Annotated in this window: 21 protein-coding genes; 11 read left to right on the top strand and 10 right to left on the bottom strand. The window is 61.0% G+C overall.

The window, feature by feature from the left end:
* Nucleotides 1-190: 190 nt before the first annotated feature.
* The 6 genes from ACHZCU_RS14685 (at nucleotide 191) to ACHZCU_RS14710 (ending at nucleotide 4,008) form a co-directional block, all read left to right on the top strand.
* On the top strand, nucleotides 191-1,204 hold the full coding sequence (locus ACHZCU_RS14685; RefSeq protein WP_045680785.1) for a zinc-binding alcohol dehydrogenase family protein: 1,014 nt from the start codon (nucleotides 191-193) through the stop codon (nucleotides 1,202-1,204).
* A gap of 14 nt (nucleotides 1,205-1,218) precedes the next feature.
* The gene (locus ACHZCU_RS14690) at nucleotides 1,219-1,527 is read left to right on the top strand and encodes a putative quinol monooxygenase (RefSeq protein ID WP_319519350.1); all 309 of its coding nucleotides are present in this window, start codon (nucleotides 1,219-1,221) and stop codon (nucleotides 1,525-1,527) included.
* 60 nt (nucleotides 1,528-1,587) lie between these two features.
* On the top strand, nucleotides 1,588-1,857 hold the full coding sequence (locus tag ACHZCU_RS14695; RefSeq protein WP_319519351.1) for an SDR family NAD(P)-dependent oxidoreductase: 270 nt from the start codon (nucleotides 1,588-1,590) through the stop codon (nucleotides 1,855-1,857).
* A gap of 135 nt (nucleotides 1,858-1,992) precedes the next feature.
* The gene (locus ACHZCU_RS14700; protein ID WP_319519352.1) at nucleotides 1,993-2,466 is read left to right on the top strand and encodes a carboxymuconolactone decarboxylase family protein; all 474 of its coding nucleotides are present in this window, start codon (nucleotides 1,993-1,995) and stop codon (nucleotides 2,464-2,466) included.
* The gene (locus tag ACHZCU_RS14705) at nucleotides 2,456-3,307 is read left to right on the top strand and encodes a sigma-70 family RNA polymerase sigma factor (protein WP_319519353.1); all 852 of its coding nucleotides are present in this window, start codon (nucleotides 2,456-2,458) and stop codon (nucleotides 3,305-3,307) included. The genes ACHZCU_RS14700 and ACHZCU_RS14705 overlap by 11 nt, the downstream gene beginning before the upstream one ends.
* Before the next feature lie 71 nt (nucleotides 3,308-3,378).
* Nucleotides 3,379-4,008: an NAD(P)H-dependent oxidoreductase gene (locus ACHZCU_RS14710; RefSeq protein WP_319519354.1), complete on the top strand. Its 630-nt coding sequence runs from the start codon at nucleotides 3,379-3,381 to the stop codon at nucleotides 4,006-4,008.
* On the opposite strand, the gene ACHZCU_RS14715 is transcribed toward ACHZCU_RS14710, so the two are convergent.
* On the bottom strand, nucleotides 3,982-4,920 hold the full coding sequence (locus ACHZCU_RS14715; protein WP_319519355.1) for an AraC family transcriptional regulator: 939 nt from the start codon (nucleotides 4,918-4,920) through the stop codon (nucleotides 3,982-3,984). The two genes, ACHZCU_RS14710 and ACHZCU_RS14715, sit on opposite strands and share 27 nt — an antisense overlap.
* An 85-nt stretch (nucleotides 4,921-5,005) precedes the next feature.
* Here ACHZCU_RS14715 and ACHZCU_RS14720 point away from each other — a divergent pair, with 85 nt between their 5' ends.
* A complete protein-coding gene (locus tag ACHZCU_RS14720) occupies nucleotides 5,006-5,941 on the top strand; it encodes an SDR family NAD(P)-dependent oxidoreductase (protein WP_319519356.1) in 936 nt (311 codons plus the stop codon).
* A gap of 28 nt (nucleotides 5,942-5,969) precedes the next feature.
* Here ACHZCU_RS14720 and ACHZCU_RS14725 read toward each other — a convergent pair whose 3' ends face one another.
* Nucleotides 5,970-6,800, bottom strand: a complete 831-nt coding sequence (locus tag ACHZCU_RS14725; protein ID WP_319519357.1) for an alpha/beta hydrolase — start codon at nucleotides 6,798-6,800, stop codon at nucleotides 5,970-5,972.
* Between the two features lie 201 nt (nucleotides 6,801-7,001).
* Between ACHZCU_RS14725 and ACHZCU_RS14730 the strand changes: the two genes are divergently transcribed.
* Entirely contained in the window at nucleotides 7,002-7,988 is a 987-nt protein-coding gene (locus ACHZCU_RS14730) for a GlxA family transcriptional regulator (protein ID WP_319519358.1), read from the top strand.
* Nucleotides 7,989-8,030: 42 nt separating this feature from the next.
* Here the strand turns inward: ACHZCU_RS14730 and ACHZCU_RS14735 are convergent, their stop codons facing one another.
* Nucleotides 8,031-8,954, bottom strand: coding sequence for an SDR family NAD(P)-dependent oxidoreductase (locus ACHZCU_RS14735; RefSeq protein WP_319519359.1), 924 nt, complete (start codon nucleotides 8,952-8,954; stop codon nucleotides 8,031-8,033).
* A 67-nt stretch (nucleotides 8,955-9,021) separates the two neighbouring features.
* Between ACHZCU_RS14735 and ACHZCU_RS14740 the strand changes: the two genes are divergently transcribed.
* Both ACHZCU_RS14740 and ACHZCU_RS14745 read left to right on the top strand, forming a co-directional pair.
* Nucleotides 9,022-9,966 carry a LysR substrate-binding domain-containing protein gene (locus tag ACHZCU_RS14740; RefSeq protein WP_319519360.1) on the top strand — a complete coding sequence of 315 codons (945 nt, stop codon included), beginning with the start codon at nucleotides 9,022-9,024 and terminating at the stop codon, nucleotides 9,964-9,966.
* 202 nt (nucleotides 9,967-10,168) lie between these two features.
* Nucleotides 10,169-10,663, top strand: a complete 495-nt coding sequence (locus tag ACHZCU_RS14745; protein ID WP_319519361.1) for a DUF892 family protein — start codon at nucleotides 10,169-10,171, stop codon at nucleotides 10,661-10,663.
* Between the two features lie 320 nt (nucleotides 10,664-10,983).
* Here the strand turns inward: ACHZCU_RS14745 and ACHZCU_RS14750 are convergent, their stop codons facing one another.
* Nucleotides 10,984-12,057 carry an AAA family ATPase gene (locus ACHZCU_RS14750; RefSeq protein ID WP_319519362.1) on the bottom strand — a complete coding sequence of 358 codons (1,074 nt, stop codon included), beginning with the start codon at nucleotides 12,055-12,057 and terminating at the stop codon, nucleotides 10,984-10,986.
* Nucleotides 12,058-12,630: 573 nt separating this feature from the next.
* Between ACHZCU_RS14750 and ACHZCU_RS14755 the strand changes: the two genes are divergently transcribed.
* A complete protein-coding gene (locus ACHZCU_RS14755; protein WP_319519363.1) occupies nucleotides 12,631-13,425 on the top strand; it encodes a metallophosphoesterase in 795 nt (264 codons plus the stop codon).
* Between the two features lie 821 nt (nucleotides 13,426-14,246).
* On the opposite strand, the gene ACHZCU_RS14760 is transcribed toward ACHZCU_RS14755, so the two are convergent.
* From ACHZCU_RS14760 to ACHZCU_RS14785, 6 genes are all read right to left on the bottom strand, one after another.
* Nucleotides 14,247-15,395, bottom strand: a complete 1,149-nt coding sequence (locus ACHZCU_RS14760; RefSeq protein ID WP_319519364.1) for an iron-containing alcohol dehydrogenase — start codon at nucleotides 15,393-15,395, stop codon at nucleotides 14,247-14,249.
* Nucleotides 15,396-15,534: 139 nt separating this feature from the next.
* Nucleotides 15,535-16,686 (bottom strand): ABC transporter substrate-binding protein, encoded by a 1,152-nt coding sequence (locus ACHZCU_RS14765; protein ID WP_319519365.1) that lies wholly within the window; start codon nucleotides 16,684-16,686, stop codon nucleotides 15,535-15,537.
* A gap of 12 nt (nucleotides 16,687-16,698) precedes the next feature.
* Nucleotides 16,699-17,154: a MaoC/PaaZ C-terminal domain-containing protein gene (locus ACHZCU_RS14770; RefSeq protein ID WP_319519366.1), complete on the bottom strand. Its 456-nt coding sequence runs from the start codon at nucleotides 17,152-17,154 to the stop codon at nucleotides 16,699-16,701.
* Between the two features lie 26 nt (nucleotides 17,155-17,180).
* The gene (locus ACHZCU_RS14775; RefSeq protein WP_319519367.1) at nucleotides 17,181-18,338 is read right to left on the bottom strand and encodes a CaiB/BaiF CoA-transferase family protein; all 1,158 of its coding nucleotides are present in this window, start codon (nucleotides 18,336-18,338) and stop codon (nucleotides 17,181-17,183) included.
* A 70-nt stretch (nucleotides 18,339-18,408) separates the two neighbouring features.
* Nucleotides 18,409-18,741: an L-rhamnose mutarotase gene (locus tag ACHZCU_RS14780; RefSeq protein WP_319519368.1), complete on the bottom strand. Its 333-nt coding sequence runs from the start codon at nucleotides 18,739-18,741 to the stop codon at nucleotides 18,409-18,411.
* A gap of 43 nt (nucleotides 18,742-18,784) precedes the next feature.
* Nucleotides 18,785-19,675 (bottom strand): amidohydrolase family protein, encoded by an 891-nt coding sequence (locus ACHZCU_RS14785; RefSeq protein WP_319519369.1) that lies wholly within the window; start codon nucleotides 19,673-19,675, stop codon nucleotides 18,785-18,787.
* Nucleotides 19,676-19,785 lie beyond the last annotated feature (110 nt).

A 19,785-nucleotide genomic window follows, 5' to 3' on the forward strand; every position in this document is an offset into this window, starting at 1 on the left:
GCAGAAGGAAGATAGGTGGACGGATTTTACTCCGCCCGCGGACGGTCTATTCCGCCGCTTCCGTGGCCGACTTTTGCACCGCCGTTCTCAAACGATACTATATGCGTTCGTTGTGCGTATTGGCTCGATAAGAAGTTAGTAGCATCTTGGAAGCACCGCAAGTTTTTCGTCAACAGCAAGGAGACAGGCCATGAAAGCCATTGGATACAAAAAGCCCGGTGCGATCGATCGTGACGATGCACTCATTGACATTGAACTGCCCCGCCCGAAAGCGACCGGGCGCGATCTTCTGGTCGAGGTTGCGGCCATTTCGGTGAACCCGGTCGATACCAAGATCCGCGCTGGCGCCACGCCGCCGGAAGGCGAATACAAGGTGCTCGGCTGGGATGCCGTCGGCCGTGTGGTCGAAACCGGTCCAGATGTGAAGAGTTTCAAGGTCGGTGACGCTGTCTATTATGCCGGTTCGCTGATCCGTCCCGGCGCCAACAGTCAGTTCCATCTGGTTGACGAGCGCATTGTCGGACACAAGCCGACAAGCCTGACCAATGCCGAGGCCGCGGCCCTGCCGCTGACGGCGATCACCGCATATGAAATGCTGTTCGACCGGCTCGACATCGCCCGCCCGGTTCCCGGCGCGGCCAATGCGATCCTGATTGTCGGTGGCGCCGGCGGCGTTGGCTCGATTGCCATTCAGCTTGCCAGGGCGCTGACCGACCTGACGGTCATTGCCACCGCATCGCGGCCGGAAACCGTATCCTGGGTCAAGGAACTCGGCGCCCACCATGTCGTCGATCACTCAAAGCCGATCGCCGAACAGGTCGCAGCACTGGGCATCGGCGGGCCCGCCTTTGTCTTTTCGACCACGGAAACCCACCGTCACTTGAAGGAGATCGTCGAGGCGATCGCGCCGCAGGGCCGTTTCGGTCTGATCGACGATCCCGATGGGCTCGATGTCATGGCGTTCAAGCGCAAGGCCGTTTCCACGCACTGGGAATTCATGTTTACCCGCTCGATGTTCGAGACCGCCGATATGGACGCCCAGCAGAAGCTGCTCGATCATGTTGCCGAACTGATCGACAGCGGCCGGATCCGCACCACGGTCACCGACATCCTGTCGCCGATCAGCGCCGCCAATCTGAAGAAGGCCCATGCGATCATCGAAAGCGGCAAGGCACGCGGCAAGATCGTGCTGCAGGACTTTTGAGCGGGAGCACAATGATGACCACAGGTTCAAAGGCCGAAGTGCATGTCGTGGTAGTGCTGAAGGCCAGGCCGGGCAAGGGCGCGGCACTGCTGGAGGCGCTTGAGGCGATCATTCCGGCGGTCCGCAGGGAAGATGGCTGCATCCGCTATGAGCTGACCGTTGACCGCGCAGATGCGGATCGCGCCGTCATGCTGGAAGTCTGGCGCGATGAAGCCGCGCTCGGCCGGCATGAGACCGCCGCCCCGTTTGTCTCGCTCGCCGCCTGCTTCGATGAACTGCTGGCAGAGCCGGTCGCCCTGCTGAAACTTCAGCACCGCATGTGAAACGGTACCGGCCATGTCTGACAGGGCATGGCCGGTCGTCCACACCCGAAAGGACAGATCATGACATCTCTTGAAAATGCCCGCGTACTCGTCATCGGTGGCAGTTCCGGCATCGGTCTTGCCACGGCCCGTGCTGCGGCTGCTGCCGGCGCCGAAGTCGTCATCGCCTCGCGCTCGGCGAAAAAGCTCGAAGCCGCAAAACAGGATATGGGCGTCAATGTTACGACAGCCGTGCTCGACATCACCGATGCCGAGGCGCTTGAAGCCTGGTTCGGCGCCGCCGCCTCGTTCGACCATGAGGAATCCAGATTATCGGGCGACGCGGATTAGAAGCCCGATAATCTGGGGCGGGGCCGCGCGCCGAGCCGCAGCTTTCGCAGAAATTTCCGGATTAATTCCGTAACGGATGTCACATCCTGCTGGACCAGCTCGTCAACGCGGTGTCAGATAACAATGGAGTTTGCCATGACATCCCGTATGACCGACCATATGAAACGCGCCAAGGGCGGCTTCGAGCCGCTGTTTGCAGCCGAAGCCGCTATCAAGGGCAGCACGCTGGAGCCGCTTCTCATCCACCTCGTCAAGTTGCGGGCAAGCCAGATCAATGGCTGCGCCTTCTGCATTCAGATGCATGTGGCCGAGGCCCTGACGGACGGCGAGACGCCGCTTCGCCTGCACATGCTGCCGGCCTGGCGCGAAAGCCCGCTTTATTCCGAACGCGAGCGTGCGGCGCTTGCCTGGACCGAAGCGCTGACGAAGCTTCCCGAAACCGGTGCGCCGGATGCGGACTGGGCGAAGGTCGAGGCGGCCTTTGATGTTGACGAGCGAGCCTGGCTGACGCTGTCGATCGGCGCCATCAACCTGTGGAACCGGGTTCAGGCCGGGCTGAGGGTGCCGCATGGCACCAGGCTTCCAGAGGCGCAGGCCAATGCAGCCTGAGGCCGCCGAAATCTTTGAAGCGCAGCGGCCCCGGCTGCTGCGCCTCGCCTACCGCATGCTCGGCAGCAATGCCGAGGCCGAGGACATGGTGCAGGAAGCCTTCCTGCGCTGGCACAGGGCGGAAGGCATCGACAATCCCGCCGCCTGGCTCACCCGCACGGTGTCGCGGCTTTGCCTGGACCAGATGAAATCGGCCCGTTCCCGGCGCGAGACCTATCCCGGCACATGGTTGCCGGAACCGCTGATCGAGGCTGAAGACGATGCGCTTCGTCCCGACAATCTCACGCTCTCGCTGATGATGGCGCTGGAACGGCTGTCACCCCTGGAGCGGGCGGCCTTCCTGCTGCACGATGTCTTCGGTCAGCCGCTGGACGAGGTGGCGGCGACCATCGATCGCTCTCCGGCCGCGACCCGCCAGCTTGCAAGCCGGGCGCGCGCCCATGTGCAGGTCGACCGGCCGCGCTACGAGATCCCGCGCGATGCCGGCGCCGAGCTGGCGCGCGCCTTCTTCGAAGCCTGCAAGTCGGGCGACGCCTCCGCGCTTGGAGCGATGCTGGCCGAGGGCGCGACGCTGCATTCCGATGGCGGCGGCAAGGTTCACGCCTATCCCAATATCATCAGGGGCGCCGACAATCTCATCCGGCTGCTACTCGGCCTGCAGCGCAAGTTCGGCGACCAGATGAGGTTTCTGGAGGCGACCATGATCGACGGCCTGCCGGGTTTCGTCAGCCGCCTTGACGGCAACCTGCAGACGACGGCGATCGAGATCACCGACGGGCGCATCACCGCGCTCTACGTCACCCGCAATCCCGACAAGCTGTCGAGGGTTGTGACGCACTAGCAAAACCAATGCGAAGCGCGGGACCGGGCGCTCTTTCGGGCGAACGATCCCGCATGTCTGGAGATATCCTCATGAAATCCGTCCTTCTTCTGAATGCCAGCCCCTTCGGCGAAAATGCCCGCGGCTATCAGCTCGCCCTGCAGGCGATTTCAAACCTGCAGGCGGCCCATCCCGGCATCGATGTCATCGAGCGGGATCTTGCGCCCGCAGACTTCGGCCGTGTCACACCGGAGTACGCCCGGGCGATCATCAGCCGGGTCACGCATGACAGTCCGGCATTTTTCCAGTCCGAACGGTTGATCCGTGAGCTTGAAGAGACCGATGCACTGATCATCTCGACGCCGATGCACAACTATACGGTTCCGGCCGTGCTCAAACTGTGGATCGACCTTGTGCTGCGGGCGGGGCGGAGCTTCGGCTTTCGCGACGGCCGCAAGGTCGGGCTGCTGGACGATCGCCCGACGGTGGTGATTGTCGCGTCGGGCGGAACGGTCACGGGCAAGGCGACCCAACCGGATCATCTGACCGGCTATCTCACCGATGTGCTGGCGACGATCGGCATCACAAATCTGCGCTTCATCCATGTCCAGGGCCTCGCCGAGGACAGCAATGCCGCGCTTTCCCTGTCGCAAGGCCAGCGCGCGCTCGATGCCGATCCGCGTTTCGGCCGGGGGCTACATGCCGATGTCAGCGTCGGCTGATCTCTCCTGTGTTACCGACGCCGGCGGACGGGCGGCGCGGCGCGGGCTTGTGCCCATGACGCGCCGGAAGGCCGCGCCGAATGCGCTCTCCGAGGAATAGCCCAGTTCCTCGGCGACCCTTGCCACCGTCATGCCGGGCCGCGTGAGCGCCTGGCGCGCCAGCGTCATGCGCCAGTGCAGGACGTAATCCATCGGCGCCTGCCCGACCGCCGTTCGGAACCGCGCCGAAAACTGCGACCGCGACAGGTGCGCAAGGCCTGCAAGCGTTTCGATCCGCCAGGGATGAGCCGGATCGGCATGGATCGCATGGAGCGCCGGGCCGATGCGGGGATCGTCGAGGGCCGCAAGCCAGCCGCGCGGTCTTTCTTCCGGAAGCGCCCGGATCAGTTCGACGAAGATCATCTGCATTGCCGCGCCGGCGATCGCCGAAGCGCCCGCGCGCGCAAAATTCTGCTCTTCCTCCAGCCTGTCCATCAGCCAGCCGATGCGCTTGCTGGCGGCTTTCTCGGCAGTCAGGATCACCAGCGGCGGCAGCGCATCCGCGATCAGGCCCGTCACCGGCCCGAGTTCCATCCGCCCGCCGATTGCCCGGAACCGGGGACCTTCTCCCCCGTCAATGCTGGCATGGAGACGGCCGCCCGTTCCGGCAAAGACCTCGGCGGCAGGGCGCGGATCGGCAAGGTCCGTGCCGATCAGAAACGGCCGATCCGGCGCCACCAGAAAGCAATCGCCCACGGACAATTGCCGGCGCTCGCTCCCGACCGCCAGCACGCATTCGCCTTCGCGGATCACATTGCATTTCAGCGCCTGCGTCGCCGGAAGCGCGACCGACCAGCGGCCGCTGGCCACAAGCCCGGTCGACAGCGTCGCCTCGGCTCCGGCAAGGCGGAGAATCTGGGAAAGCGGGTCCATCGGATGATCTCGACATTATTCAGGCAAATTGAATATAGATTGTCTTGTTGACGCACGCTAGTGACGTCTCAAAAGGAGACGTTACATGCAAACACCGCTCAACACGCCCTGGGGCCCCGCGACAACGGCGGACGATGTCGCCGGCACGATCGATCTCACCGGCAAGACCGCCATCATCACCGGAGGTGCCTCCGGGCTCGGGCTGGAAACCGTGCGGGTTCTTGCCGCGCGTGGTGCCCGCGTCATCGTGCCGGCCCGCGATGTGGTCGCCGCACGTGAGGCCCTTGGCGATCTGGCTGATGTTCGGGCCATGGACCTCATGGACCCGCCATCGATCCGCGCCTTTGCGGATCAGTTGCGGGCCGAGGGCATCCGTCTCGATCTCTTGATCCTCAGCGCCGGCGTCATGGCCACGCCGCTGTTTCGCGATGCCGATGGCCATGAGGGACAGCTTGCCACCAATCATCTCGGGCACTTCCGACTGACATCAGCCCTGTGGCCGGTCATCAACCCCGGTGCCCGCGTCGTGATCCTCTCGTCGCGCGGTCACCAGATACCTGGGTTTGACCTGACCGACCTCGACTTCACGCGGCGGCCCTATGACAAGTGGCTCGCCTATGGACAGGCGAAAACCGCCAATGCGCTGTTTGCAGTGGCACTTGATCGTCGCGGTGCGCCGGATGTGCGGGCCTATGCCGTTCATCCCGGATCGGTTCTGGGGCCGCTGGCGCGGCATCTGAGCGAGGAAGAACTGGCGCCGTTTGACGCGGTGAACCCCGATGGCAGCCCGCGCATCGATCCCGCGCGCGACATGAAGTCGCCGCAGCAGGGTGCCGCGACGACGGTATGGTGTGCCACCGCGCCCGAGCTTGCGGGCATTGGCGGCGTTTATTGCGAGGATTGCGATATCGCGTCGGTCGAAACCGAGCGCAGAGCCGGGGTACGCCCGTTTGCGATCGATCCCGAAACGGCCGAGGCGCTCTGGAAGGCGAGCGTAGAAAGGACAGGCTGCGACATCTGACGCAACCCGCCGTTTATTCTTGGCTCGCTCAGGCCTTTGCGAAGGCGAGGAGCTCGGGGTTGATGATGTCCGGGTTGGTCGCGAACAGGCCGTGCGGCAGGCCCGGATAGGTCTTCAGCGTGCCGTTCTGCAGCAGGTCAATGGACTTCAGTGCCGAGTCGGCAATCGGAACGACTTGGTCGTCTTCGCCATGCAGCACCAGAACCGGAACGGTGATCGCCTTCAGGTCCTCGGTGAAATCGGTCTCCGAGAAGGCGGCGATGCAATCATACTGGGCTTTGGCGCCACCGGCCATGCCCTGCCGCCACCAGTTGTCGATCAGCCCCTGGCTGATTTCGGCACCCTCGCGGTTGAAGCCATAGAACGGGCCGGTCGGGATGTCGATGTAGAACTGGGCGCGGTTTGCGGCAAGTGCTGCGCGGAAGCCGTCGAACACCTCGATCGGAAGACCTTCGGGGTTCTTTTCAGAGCGCACCATGACCGGGGGAACGGCTGCGATCAGCACGGCCTTGGCGACCCGGCCCTTCTCGGCGCGGGCAACATAGCGGGCCACTTCGCCGCCACCGGTCGAGTGGCCGATATGGATGGCGTTCTTCAGGTCGAGCGCGCTCGCAAGTTCGGCGACATCGGCGGCATAGGTGTCCATGTTGTTGCCGGTGTCCGTCTGGTCCGAACGGCCGTGGCCGCGCCGGTCATGGGCAATGACGCGGTAGCCATTGGCGAGGAAGAACAGCATCTGGTTGTCCCAATCGTCGCCCGAGAGCGGCCAGCCGTGGTGGAAGACAATCGGCTGGGCGTCCTTCGGACCCCAGTCCTTGTAGAAGATGTTGGTGCCGTCTCTGGTGGTAATCGTAGCCATGGTAAATTCTCCTTGTGTTTGTGCAAAGGTGAGGCGGGGCAGAGCCGAAAGGGCGGCGACAGTTGCCGCCGTCTTCAGCATCGCGCGCCGGGTCATTTCGGTGTGCATTTCGTGTCCTCTTGATTTCGACATGGACAAGATAGGTCGACGGGCGCATAAGCGGACGTGGCGAAACGGACACTTGTCGAGGCAAAACGGACAATGGCGCAGAAAGCGGAACAGGTTGCTGAAATCGGGCTGCTGATCTATCCCGGCTGCCAGCTCGCGGCGATCTATGGCCTGACCGATCTCTTCCGTGTGGCGGCCGAATGGACCGGCGAAAACGCGCGCTATATTCGCGTGTCGCACTGGGAGGCGACGGCAGATGACGTCATTTGCATATGGGACAGCCATCCCGGATCGCCGCATCGCCTGAGCCACGCGATCGCGCCGCCGAGCATCATCATGCCGGAGCGCATGGCGCCAGCGCCGGCGGCTGCCGTATGGCTCAGAAACCAGCACGATCAAGGCACAGTGCTCTGCTCCGTCTGCGCCGGCGCCTTCGTGCTGGCCGAAACCGGGCTGATGGACGGGCGGCGCGCGACGACGCACTGGACCTTTGCCGAGCAGCTTGCGAAGCGCTTCCCCTCCGTGCGGCTGGCCGAGGAACATATGGTGCTGGACGAAGGCGATATCGTCACGGCGGGCGGCATCCTCGCCTGGGCCGATCTGGGGCTGACGCTTGTGGAGCGGCTGCTCGGCCCGGCGACGATGCTCTCGACGGCCCGTTTCCTGCTCATTGATCCGCCGCGCAGCAGCCAGCGCCCCTTCGCCCAGTTCATTCCCCGCTTCGATCATGGCGATGACGCCATCCGCAAGGCGCAGCATTTCATCCATGCCCATGCGCATGAGCCGGTCAGCATGGCTGATCTGCACGAGGTTGCCGGCATGACCGAGCGCACACTGCTGCGCCGGTTCAGGGCCGCGACCCATCACCGCCCGAACGAATATCTGCAGCTGGTCCGCATCGCCAAGGCGCGCGAACTGCTGGAGCGCACGCTGCTGCCCGTCGACCGGATTGCCTGGGATGTCGGCTATTCCGACCCGGCGGCGTTCAGGAAAACGTTCCAGAAACTGGTCGGCATCCGCCCGGCGGAGTATCGCGCGCGCTTCGGAACGGCCTCGGTTCCGCACGTTGAGGCAGGTTGACGACGTTTGCGGGCGGCATGCCGCCGCCCGATTCCTTGCCTATCATCCTTCCGCGAGCGTGGCTTCGGCCATGGCCCAGAGCCGGTCGGCATTCTGAGGATCGACTGCATAAGGGGCAACGGCGCCTGCTGTCTGCTCGCTTCGCTCAGCGACGATTTCGGCTTCGTTGCAATTGTCGAAGTACCGGCCCGAGATGCCGTCAAGAAGTGGCGAGGCGGCCAGAAGAACCGAGTTCGCTGCACCTTGTTCCGGTGTCTTGCGGAAAGGTTCGGGGGTCTTGAGCCCGCCGGTGTGGCGCTGCAGATTGGTGGCGATCGCGCCGGGGTTCAGGGCATTCGACGTGATCCCGTCTTCCGCCCACTTCCGCGCGATTCCAACCGAAAGCAGGATGCAGGCCGTCTTGGACTGACCATAGGCGACGATCGGATGATAGGGCGTAAAGCGGAAGTCCATATCGTCCCACAGCACGGGGCTCCAAAGAGCGCCGCTTGAGGCGACAGACACGACACGGGCCTTGCCCGCCGCCTTCAGCCATGGGTACAGGCCGAGCGTCAGCGCGAAATGGCCAAGGTAGTTGGTCGCAAACTGCATCTCGCGACCTTCGCCGGTGCGCTGAAGCGCGGGAAGCGCCATGATCCCTGCATTGTTGATCAACGCATCGACCGGACTGTTCCATGCCGTCACGAAACGACGGACGGAGGACAGATCGGCCACGTCGAGAGGCTCGACCGTGATGGCCGCGTTACCGGTCGCCTTTCGCAAATCTGCAGCAACAGCTTCGGCCGCATCCGGCCGGCGCGCGGCGATGGTCACGGCTGCGCCGGCTGCCGCCAGGGCGCGCACCGTCTCGATGCCGATGCCGCTTGCGCCGCCGGTGACGATCATCGTCTTGCCTTCAAGATTGATGCCCTGAAGGACGTCCGCAGCCGTGGTGGAAAAATCGAAACCCGTCTTAAGCCTGTTCATGAGATTTTCCTTTCCTGTTTGCGTACAGGAGGTAGCAAGCCTTCGCTGTTTGATTTAGTAGGTGAACATGGAACGCAATGATGAGCTATTTCGGACAGTCGCCAATCTGCCTCCATCGGAACTGGCCGCATTCATGGCTGTGGCGGAACATGGCGGTTTTCGTTCGGCCGCGCGCGCCAGCGGCGCCAGCGCATCGGCGCTGAGCCACGCCGTCGCCGGGCTCGAGGCGCGTCTCAAGGCACAGCTGTTCATTCGCACTACGCGGCGCGTCGCGTTAACGGAGGCAGGCGAACGCTTCGCCGAAGCGCTGCGTCCCGCGCTCAGGCAGTTGAGCCGGGCGGTTGAGGCTCTGGATGGCTTGAGCGATCAGCCGCGCGGCACGATCCGCATCAATGCTTCTGCGCGGGCGGCGGAGCTCGTGCTGGAGCCGCTCATCCTGGAGTTCCTGCGGCGCTACCCCGACATGACGGTCGACGTCCGCTCGGACGACAATTTGCTGGATCTTGGCAGCGGCGCCTTTGATTGCGGACTAAGGCTGATCGAGATGGTGCCGGAGGATATGGTGGCAATTCCGGTCGGCGGCGAACAACAACACGTCGTCGTCGCAGCACCCTCCTATCTGCACGATGTCTCCGCACCCTCGACGCCGGCTGACCTGAAGGCGCATGACTGCATCCAGTGGCGGTTGGCGGGAGCGGCGCGTTATCGCTGGGAGTTCGAACGCCATGGCGAGCGGCTCACCATCGAAACGCAAGGGCGACTCATTCTGGACGATGCCCGGCTGATTGCAATTGCGGCCCGAGCCGGCGGGGGTATCGGCTATGTCGCCAAAGCGGCGATCGCGGAGGATCTCGCGGATGGAACGCTGGTCCAACTACTCCACGAATGGACGCCGCCCTATCCGGGCCTGGCTCTCTACTACCCGAAAAACCGGCACATGAGCGCCGGAATGCGTGCCTTGATCGCATTCGTTCGGGAATTGAACAGGCGGGATGGTGGGCTCGGACACTAAGCCCGAAAATGTCTGTCAGAGCGTTTCGCGGTGCTCAGAAGGCAACGCAGTCTTTGCGGCTTTCTCAGATGCGACGGTGCTGTCGACCCGCTCGCCGGCCTCAAGCGCCTTCTGAAAAGACGTAAGGCCATATCGATCGGAGGAACTTTCCATGGTGCTACCCGTTGGAGGACTAACCAGAACAGAGGAACACGACATAGCCATGAACTCGCTCAAAGACATCTACCTCGACCAACTGCAGGACATCTGGAGCGCGAACACGCAGTGCCTGCCCGTCGTGACCGAACTCGGCTGCGCCGCCCAGGACGAGGATTTGTCCGAGGCGCTTATCGATGGCGGCAACGGCATTGCCGACGGTATCGCGCACATAGAAAAGCTGTGCAATGATCACGGCATCAAGCCAAACGCGGAGCATTGCAAGGGTATGGAAGGCCTCGTGAACGAAGCGCGCAAGCATGGCCTGTCCGATGAGTTCACGGACGCTGACGTGCGCGACGCCGCCATCATCCCGCAATACCAGCGTATGGTACATTACGCACTTGCGGGCTACGGCACGCTGGCCGCCTTCGCCAACCGCCTCGGTCTGGTCGGTGACGCGGCGATTTTGAAGAATTGTCTCGATCAGACATATGATGGCGACCGCCGCATGACAGAGATCGCCACGAAGGGCGGGGTCAACAAGGAAGCCGCGTCCTGATTTGTGTTCGCAACTTGAAAGTGGGCCGTACGAAAGATCGTGCGGCCCCTTTCATTGTGTGGACATTGGTAAGGTCGGCTACCGTACGATGGCATTGACGTCTGGTTCGGGGGCATGTGCAGGTCGGAGTCTCTCTTGGCGGATGCCAGCATTGGTTCTCCACGAGGGCTTGTTTGAAGCTCCGCCGCAGGATGTTTCGTCCTCGGAACTCCAAAGAGCCGAGAGTGCCACTGCATGCTATGTAGGTTAATGTCCGCTTTCTCGACCGGCGATTTGGAAACCTGCCTGTCAGGTTACGGCCCCTTTGCCGTCGCACGCTATCAATGCAGCATCGGTCGGTTTTCTAGCCTATCCGCTCGTTCAAGCATGCGGATGACTGATCTGAGGCTCAGCGCCGGTTTTCTGCCGGCAAACTTCTCGATGACTTCGGTGATGATCTCGATCGAATTCTCCGACAGTCCACGCCGTCGTCCTTCCTGTCTGGCGAAGGCTGTGAGAGCCGGTGTGCTGAGCTCAGTCAGATTGATGGTGACGAGCCGGCTTAACAGCGGTTCCGACACTCCGTCGAGGCTGTTGGCCGTCAGGATCCAGCCAACCCAGCGCATGTTGAAGCGGAGTTGATAGAAGGGGCACTCCCATCGTCGCGATGTCTCCGGCTCCAACAAGGGCAGCAGACTGTCAGCAAGGCTGTGCCGCTCTCCCCGGGTGGATACGGCCGCAGTTGCTTTCTCAATCTCATCGAGCACAACGATTGGGTTGGCGACCAGGTGCCTTATGATTGTCGCAACCGGCTTGCCGGCATGAGCGGAACTCCAACCACGCTGCACGCCGCCAACGGAAAACGAGGACTGTTCCACGGTGGCATCGATCGTGCGCAGCGGCACATCGAGAGCGGCACTGGTCCGGCGCGCCCAGGTACTTTTGCCGATCCCAGGTGGACCGACCAGCAACATCGGGGGAAGCCGGAAACCAGGATCACCCCGGCGGACTTGCGTTCGCATTGCGTGCCAGACGTGCTCTGTAGCAGGGGCCATCCAAGGCATTTCCGTATGCAGTGCGGATGCTATCTCGTCGGCCTGTGTTTCGGTTTCGATGCGGCGCAATTCAACACCGCCCGAAAGCATCTCGATCTGCTGTCGGCCGTCGGTATTGAGATGCGAAATTCCGGAAGCTCTGTGGCGGTTCTGTTCAATTCTGTTGACCCGGCGCCTGATGCGCGCGTGATCCTCACGGGTGACTGTATCAGCGGCTCTCTGCCAGTCCTCCTTTTCCCGCTCTTCCGGCGAGAGCTTTGCCTCCCGCAGCTTTCGAAGGTGCTCTTCGAAACGGCGTGTGACCTCGATGGGATTGAGGGGCTCGAAGAACCGGGCTTCGACAAAGGGTATGCGGGTCATGGGTACTCAAACTGACGGTGCTAAGCGGGACGAATCTTGCGGAGCAGTGATGTGGAGGGCGGATATTCGGGGCCAGGGTGTGGCCGCCTTCAAACAGGGGGCGGAGATAGCACCAATGTCGACCGCTTTGAAAGCCCCGATTTGTCCACATAAATAATTGAATACGTTGAATTAATGCGAAAAATGAAACTTCGTTTTGGTGACAACCAAAGACCCGGGCGGTGTGCATGTGAAACAGCCCTGCGAATATCCGAAACGGGTTCGAAATTTCTCATCGCATGGTCAGATGCATACCCTGAAAGAGCGGCCATCTGAGGTTTTCGCATTTTGTCTGATTGGTCGACTGATCGGATGATACCGTTGCCGCCATCCTGAGAAGCAATGCGAAAATCAGAATGTCATTCGCATCGTCAGGGGCCGTTCGGGTCCCACGGCGGAAGCCGCTCAAACCAGGTTCCGTGAACCGTGGTTAACGGGACGTTGACCGCCATTGGTTTCGATGTGACATGCAGTTGAAATGATCTGCCTGCCTATCCACTCGATCTCATGTCTCGCTTTGCAAATGTGAACATCATGCCCGTTCTGATCACCGCCGACCTGCATCTCGACCAATGGCTTGGAGAAGGACGCGATCCCTTCGCCGCACTGCCCCCTGAAATCCTCGGCTCATTGGATGCGCTGATCATCGCAGGAGATCTGGCGGACAAACCAAAGGTGCGATGGCCAAGAACGCTCCGGCATCTCGGGCGTCACATCGACCCGGCACGCATCTACGTTTTCCCTGGAAACCACGACTACTACCATCACGTCATTGATGGCGATGACCGTCTTGCCGAATTGACAGCACAGGCGGGAGCCAATTTTGTGCAGAAGGCAGCAATTGCGCTCGGCAATACAAGGTTTCTGTGCTGCACGCTCTGGACCGACTTCGCGCTTCATGGCGCGCCTGCTGCGGCCATGACGTTCGCCAGAACACGGATGAATGATTATCGGTATATCCGTAAAACACCTCGGTACGGCAAGATCCAGCCATCAGACACGGTGCTTGTTCACGGAGATCATCGACGCTGGCTAGAAGACCAACTGGCGACGCCGGTAGCCGGCAAGACGGTGGTGGTCACGCATCACTGTCCGCACCCGGAGCTGCTGTCAGATACGCCAAGCGAATTTGATCCGATCTACGGCTCGGATCTTCGAGCACTGATCACGAAGAACAATCCTGACGCCTGGTTATTCGGGCATACGCATCGGCAGCGTGAAACCGTTGAAGGCGACACGATCGTCCGCAATGTTTCGCTTGGTTATCCGTCGGAGGTGGAGGCCGGGCAGGAAGCTGAACTCTTGATGCGGGGCATGATTGAAGCCTGAACATACCGGCGGACTGGTTCTTGCAGTCTCAGCGAAAGCCCAGGTCTGTCCTTGTGTGAGATATCTTCTTCCATCCTGACGCAGCCTTTGTCAGCGGCGTTATAAGCCTTTTGCGTAAAACTTATAACGCAATCGTACTTTCACGACGGACCATCGGGCATGTTGTTTATCAACGGCTGAAAGGGGGCCGTCAGGAGACTGGCGGGTTTTGGAAGCGCTGTGGTATGAAGCGGACCTTCAATAAGGGAGTTTGTCGGTGCAGAAGCTTCAAAACTGGCTTTTCGACGCGGGTCTGGCAAGCCGTGTCCAATGAACTGCTGCAGCTGAGAATGCGTTTAGCACAATATAGTGCAGCGGAGCTAAGCGTCTGATACGATAAATTTACCGTACCGCTCGCCACAATATGCGAAGTGCAAGCGAGATTGCCAGCGTGTTGCTGACTGAGTTGTTTCCAGTTCAGAAGGGGAACCGCCTGCTCGGGATTACCCTATCCTCATTGGGGGAAGCTTTGAAGGCATACGAGAGCCTCAGATGAGTTTGCTGTAACCCAGACGTTTGCAGAACAGCACCTCCACACTGTATGTAGACAGGATCGAAATAACCTCTGGCAGATTGTCGATAGGCATCAAAGGGGCCTGAAACGGACTGGCAGCTTCCAAGTACGTAAATCTTAAGTTGGCCATCACGTAGCAGCGCACTATTGAAAGTAGAAACCCAATTTTATCGATAGAAGAAAATCGGCGGCGCTCGCGCTTTGAGCTTTAGACACAGGAGCGTCGCCGTGTGATTGATCTGTAACACAGAAATAGATGGTTGTGCGATTACATCGCCATCTTGTAAAGTTCGAGCACTTGATCAGCATTCGCTGCGACTGGATTGCCCGGAGCGCAAGGATCTTGCAGCGCTTTGTCGACGAACACCTCGAGATCTTCCTCCGTAACCCCAAGCGCAGCAAATCCATCGGAAATTCCGACGCGTACCGCCAGATCGCGAATAGCCTGAATGGCAGCCTTTGAAGCATGTTCCTCGTTCATGTTGGCGGTATCGACACCCATGGCCGTGGCGATCTTCGCAAAGCGCGCGACGGCGTAGGGGCGATTGAAGTCCTCCACGACCGGCATCAGGATGGCGTTGCAGACGCCGTGGGGCAGGTCCTTGACGGCGCCGGGCTGATGCGCCATTGCGTGAACCAGACCGAGGCCGGCGCTGTTGAAGGCAAGTCCGGCGATGAACTGGCCATAAGCCATCATTTCGCGGGCCTCGAGATCATTGCCGTCATCGACGGCGCGCGGCAGGAAGGACGAGATCAGGCGGATTGCTTCCAGGGCGGAATAGTCCGTGAGCACATGCGCGCCCTGGGCGACATAGGCTTCGATGGCGTGCGTCAGCGCATCCATGCCGGTCGCGGCCGTCGTCGCTTTTGGCACGCCCTTCATCATCTCCGGATCGTTGACCGAAATATCCGGGATGATTTTCGGATCGATGATGACCATCTTGACCTGCCGTTCGGGATCGGTGATTACGGCATTCGAGGTCACTTCGGCCGCGGTTCCAGCCGTGGTGTTGACGGCGACAAGGAACGCGCCTTCCTTTGCCACCTTGCCGACGCCTTCGTAGAGGCTGATCGGGCCGGGATTGGCGGTCAAAATGCGCACCGCCTTCGCCGTGTCGACCGGGCTTCCGCCGCCGACACCGACGATGCAGTCACAGCCGGACTGGGTGAACAGCGCGTAGGCTGCATCGACCACGGGTGAGGGCGGATTGGGCACCACCCCGTCAAACAGCACCGGCTCAAGGCCAAGCTTTGACAGGCCCTCCAGCAGGGGGGCGACCAGACCGATGTCGACCAGAACCTTGTCGGTGACAATCAGCGGTTTCTTGAAGCCATGCGCGGCGATCTGTTCGGGAACATCCGCCAGGCATCCCGAACCGCTCATGTTGATTTTCGGAAAGCACAGGAAAAAGGTCATCGTTATTTCCTCTTTTTTTATGGCCGGGATGGTATCGCCCGTGTCCGGCCGGGCTTTGCTGTCCACATCCGGGACAGACGGGTTGGTGAATTCGTCAACGCGGACCGTCGCGCATCGCCGCGGCGGTCCATGATCCTTGTCATTCGAAACTGCGCTCAAGGCGCTCGTCGAAGCTTGCGGCATAGGCCTGCTCCATGCCCGAAAGCGCCGCGTTGATCGTAATGTCTCCGCGCAGGCACTGATTGACGAGCCTGCCGGCCCTGTCGACAAAACCGAGAAAGCCGTCATAGCGCGGTCTCAGCCAACTGGTCTGAAGCGTTGCCAGCGTGTTCTTGAAGAAGTCGAGGCTTTCGGCATTGGTTCGCGGGTCTTCCCAGGCATCCAGATGCCCCGGCTGGCCCATTTCGTCGAAATAAAAACCTTTCTGGCTGTCTCCGCTCATCACCCAGAAGGCAAAGTCGAGCGCGATATCGCGATGCCGGCAGGCGCTGGAAACGGCCAACCCCGCACCGCCGATCATCGAGCCGCGCGGGCCGTTGTCGCCGAGCGGGGCAATGTCGTAAAAGGCAATGGGTTTGCCGGCAGCGCCCGCACGGCTGTAGGAATTGTAGCCGTAGAGCAGCGGGCAGTAGACATAGTCGTCACAATGGGCCATCCGTTCCAGCACTTCGATCGGATTGTTGGCGAAACAGACGGGATCGAGGCGTCTGGCAACCGCCAGCAGTGCTTCCAGAACCTCTTTCGCGACGTTTCTGTCAAAGAGAGCCTCTCGCGCCTTGGCCAGCGGCGCACCGACATTGGCGGAAAGGGTGGCGAAACTGGCGAAGGCATCGATCGGTTTCAGCGGCATGGTGACCTTGCCGGTCTCGGCCAGTGCAATCACCTCCGCCCATGTGGCCGGGGGGCGGTCGATGAGGTCCGGGCGGAAGCAGGCGACCTGTGCCGCGGCATCGACCGGCAGGGCCCACAGCTTACCGTGATACAGGTAGCTTTCATAAGACGGGCCGACGCTGCGATGGGCGAACGCCTTTAACGCCGTGTCGTATCCAACCTCGTTCAGCGGTAGCAGCGAATGATCGCGCTCGGCCTCGCCGACATGCGGATGGTCGATGATGATGAAGTCGTATTCTCTCGCCATCATCGCCAGCGGCCGGTCGGCGAACGCCTGCAGCGAGCGGCGATCCCAGGTGATTTCCACATCGGGATGTTTGTCATGGTAAAGACGTGCCGCCGCTTCCAGCGGCTGGTAGCCGCGTGGATGGTCCCACGTCATGCCTTTCAGATGGATCATCTGTCGTAACCTTTATTGTTCGAGCGGTTCGCGGCGCTCGACGAAATGGATGTGGTCGCAAGACAGCACCGTTTCGTCACGCTGGTTCTTCAGTTCCGTGTGTTCGGTAATGAGCCCGTAGCCGGATCTGCGGGGGTGCGGCTTCTTCTCGGTGATTGTGAAAACGGCGTGAACCGTGTCGCCGATGAAGAGCGGTTTTGGAAAGCGCAGGCGCTCATAGCCATAGGTCATGGCCCGGTTGTTGATATCGCCGGCGCCAAGGCCTGCGGCAATTGCAAAGGACAGCGTTCCATGGGCAATGCGCTGTCCCTGCGGCTGAGTCCTGCACCACTCGGCGTCCATGTGGTGGGGATAGAAATCGCCGGTCTGTCCGGCGTGGATGACGATATCGGTCTCGGTGATTGTCCGGCCGAAACTCGTCCGGCTTTCACCGATCTCGATATCCTCGAAAAATCTGTCGATAAACATTGTTGCAACCTTTCTGAAACAAATGATCAGCTGGCGCCGTCAATCATGGCGTCGATCTCGGCCGCGTGTTCGCCGACATGGGGGGCGGGCTGTGTGGAGCGGAATGTCTCGCCATCCACGCGGATCGGGCACCGCGTCGTGAAAAAGCCCTGTTCGCCATCGCGTCCGACCTGCTGAATGAAGTCGAGCGCCTTGAAACCGTCCTCTTCGATCAGGTCCGACCAGGTGAGGACCGGAGCGCACCAGAAGTCGGCGGGTTGAAGCCGGTCGAGCCAGTGTCGCGTTGTCTCGCCGACCAGATGATCGACAAGGATCGACTTGATCTCGTCGCGTTTTTCAAACCAGCAATCGGGATCGGCGTAGGCTGCCAGCGCGGCGCATCCAAGCACCTCTCCAAGCGCGGGAATGTCGCCCATGGCCAATGCCAGATAACCGTCGGCGGTCGCATAAATGCCGTAGGGCGCGCCGATATAGGCGCTGGCGCTGCGGACATTGGCGCGCTTCGGCAGCTTGTGGCCGTCATTGAGGAAATTGGTGAAAAACTCGAATTGCAGGTCCATTGCCGATTCCATCAGGCTCACCTCAACCAGGCCGCCCTTGCCGGAAATGCCGCGACGTACAAGACAGGCGAGAATGCCCTGAACGAGGTGCGCGCCGGTGATCAGATCCGCGATGGAAAGGCCGATCGGGACCGGGCCCTGCGGTTCGTCGCCAGACAACCATGCCAGCCCGGTGCGGCTTTGTGCCAGCAGGTCCTGTCCGGGCAACTTGCTCCACGGGCCATCGGCGCCATAGCCGGTGACGGTGCCGTAGATGATTTTGGGATTGATCTTGCGGACGGTTTCGTAATCAAGGCCGATCCGCGCCATCACGCCCGGTCGGAAATTCTCGATCATGACGTCGGCCGTGCCGATAAGGGTCTTGACCCGTTCGAGATCGGCCGGGTCCTTCAGGTTGGCGGCAAAGCCGAGTTTGTGGCGGTTGATCGTGTGAAACAACAGGCTGTCCGTGCCGACCTTCATATCGGCAGCCAGATAGAGCTGACGGCTGAGGTCGCCCTTGCCGGGTCGTTCGATCTTGATAACCCTGGCTCCAAGGTCGGCAAGCCTCAGCGCTGCGGATGGTCCCGCCAGAAATTGGCTGAAATCGAGGACGGTCAGGCCTTCGAGCGGTAGCGTGGACATGTTTTTCTCCTGAATTGGCGCGGCGGACGGCAGGCCGGTCCGAACCGGGGGACCGGCCTGCCGCATTTCATCAATCGAGGTGGTAGACCTCTTCCATCGAAGCCCACAATTCGCCTTCCTTGCGGGTCTCGAGCGGTTCCAGGCAGGGCACGCATTCGCCCCACCATTCCTGCGTTTTCGGGTCGGCTGCCATCATCGCCATGTCTTTGTCGTAGTCGTCGCCGACATATTCAAAATAGGAAAACAGCACGTCATCCTTGAAGTAGATCGAGTAGTTGCGGATGTTGCACTTCTTGATCATGGCGTTGATTTCCGGCCAGGCATTGGCATGCAGTTCCTTGTAATAGGCCGCCTTGTCCGGCTTGGTTCTGATCATTCCTCCGATCCGCATCACTTCTCCCATAACGGTCTCCTTTCGTGGTTACGGTTGCGATTGACTGGTGAAACTAAAGTGAGATCCGGTAGAAGCGGCAGGCGTTCTCGAAAAACAGCCGGTCGCGAAAAGTCTCGGACTGTGCGGCCGTGTGTTTCAGAACGCTTTCGATCCACCGGCGCGCAGGAATCATGGTTTCCGACACGGGGTAATTGGTTGCGAATACGATGCGCTTGTCGCCAAAACTGCCGAAACAATGGTCAAGCACCGGCGCGATAACCGCCTCGACCTCATCCGCGCCGGCGGCAAGACCGGAAATCTTGCAACTCACATTGGACAATTGTCCAAGCCGCGCGATGTTTTCCAGCCACAGGTCGCGATAACGCCTGTCCTCGTCCGAACCGGCTGCAGCGCCGGCAATCCGGGCCGCATCGACGATGCCCATATGGTTGAGCATGATCGGCGTCTGCGGGCACAATTCCGCCAGCCGCACCAGATCGGACAGTTCCTCACATCTGAGGCAGGCTTCGAAATGGAGGCCGGATGCTCCGAGTTTGCGGACATTCTGGACAAAGGCCGGTTCGAGACAGGCGCCGCGCGGACTGGCAGGCACATGCAGGACATGCCGGATACCGCGAATGGCGGGATTTCGGGTGAGCTGCTCCAGCCACGCGTCGCCATCCCGGCGCGACAGATCCGCCGAGACGACGGCTGCGGCAATCATCGAGCCCGGATCGGCGCATATCGCCGTGATATGATCGATTTCCTGTTGTTTCTGGTCTGTCGCGACGTCGACTTCGATGTAGACGGACTTGCGGATCTGCCAGTCCGGGCCGGTCACGCAATCCGTTCTGTAATCGTCCTCCGACACCGTGTGTCGCGCCGCCGGAACGTCATCGAGCCATGGCAGGGAAAACGCCTCCAGATCCCAGATATGCAGATGGGCATCGACGATGGTTTGCATGTTTCGCTCCCTGGAATACCGATGCCGCCCAGTGTCGGGCCCGGTATTCGCTTCATTGGAATTTTCAGCTTTCCGCACGGCGGCTCCGGTCAGCAGGGCCGCCGTGCAGC

It is taken from the genome of uncultured Martelella sp. (assembly GCF_963677965.2).
Taxonomy (GTDB): domain Bacteria; phylum Pseudomonadota; class Alphaproteobacteria; order Rhizobiales; family Rhizobiaceae; genus Martelella; species Martelella mangrovi.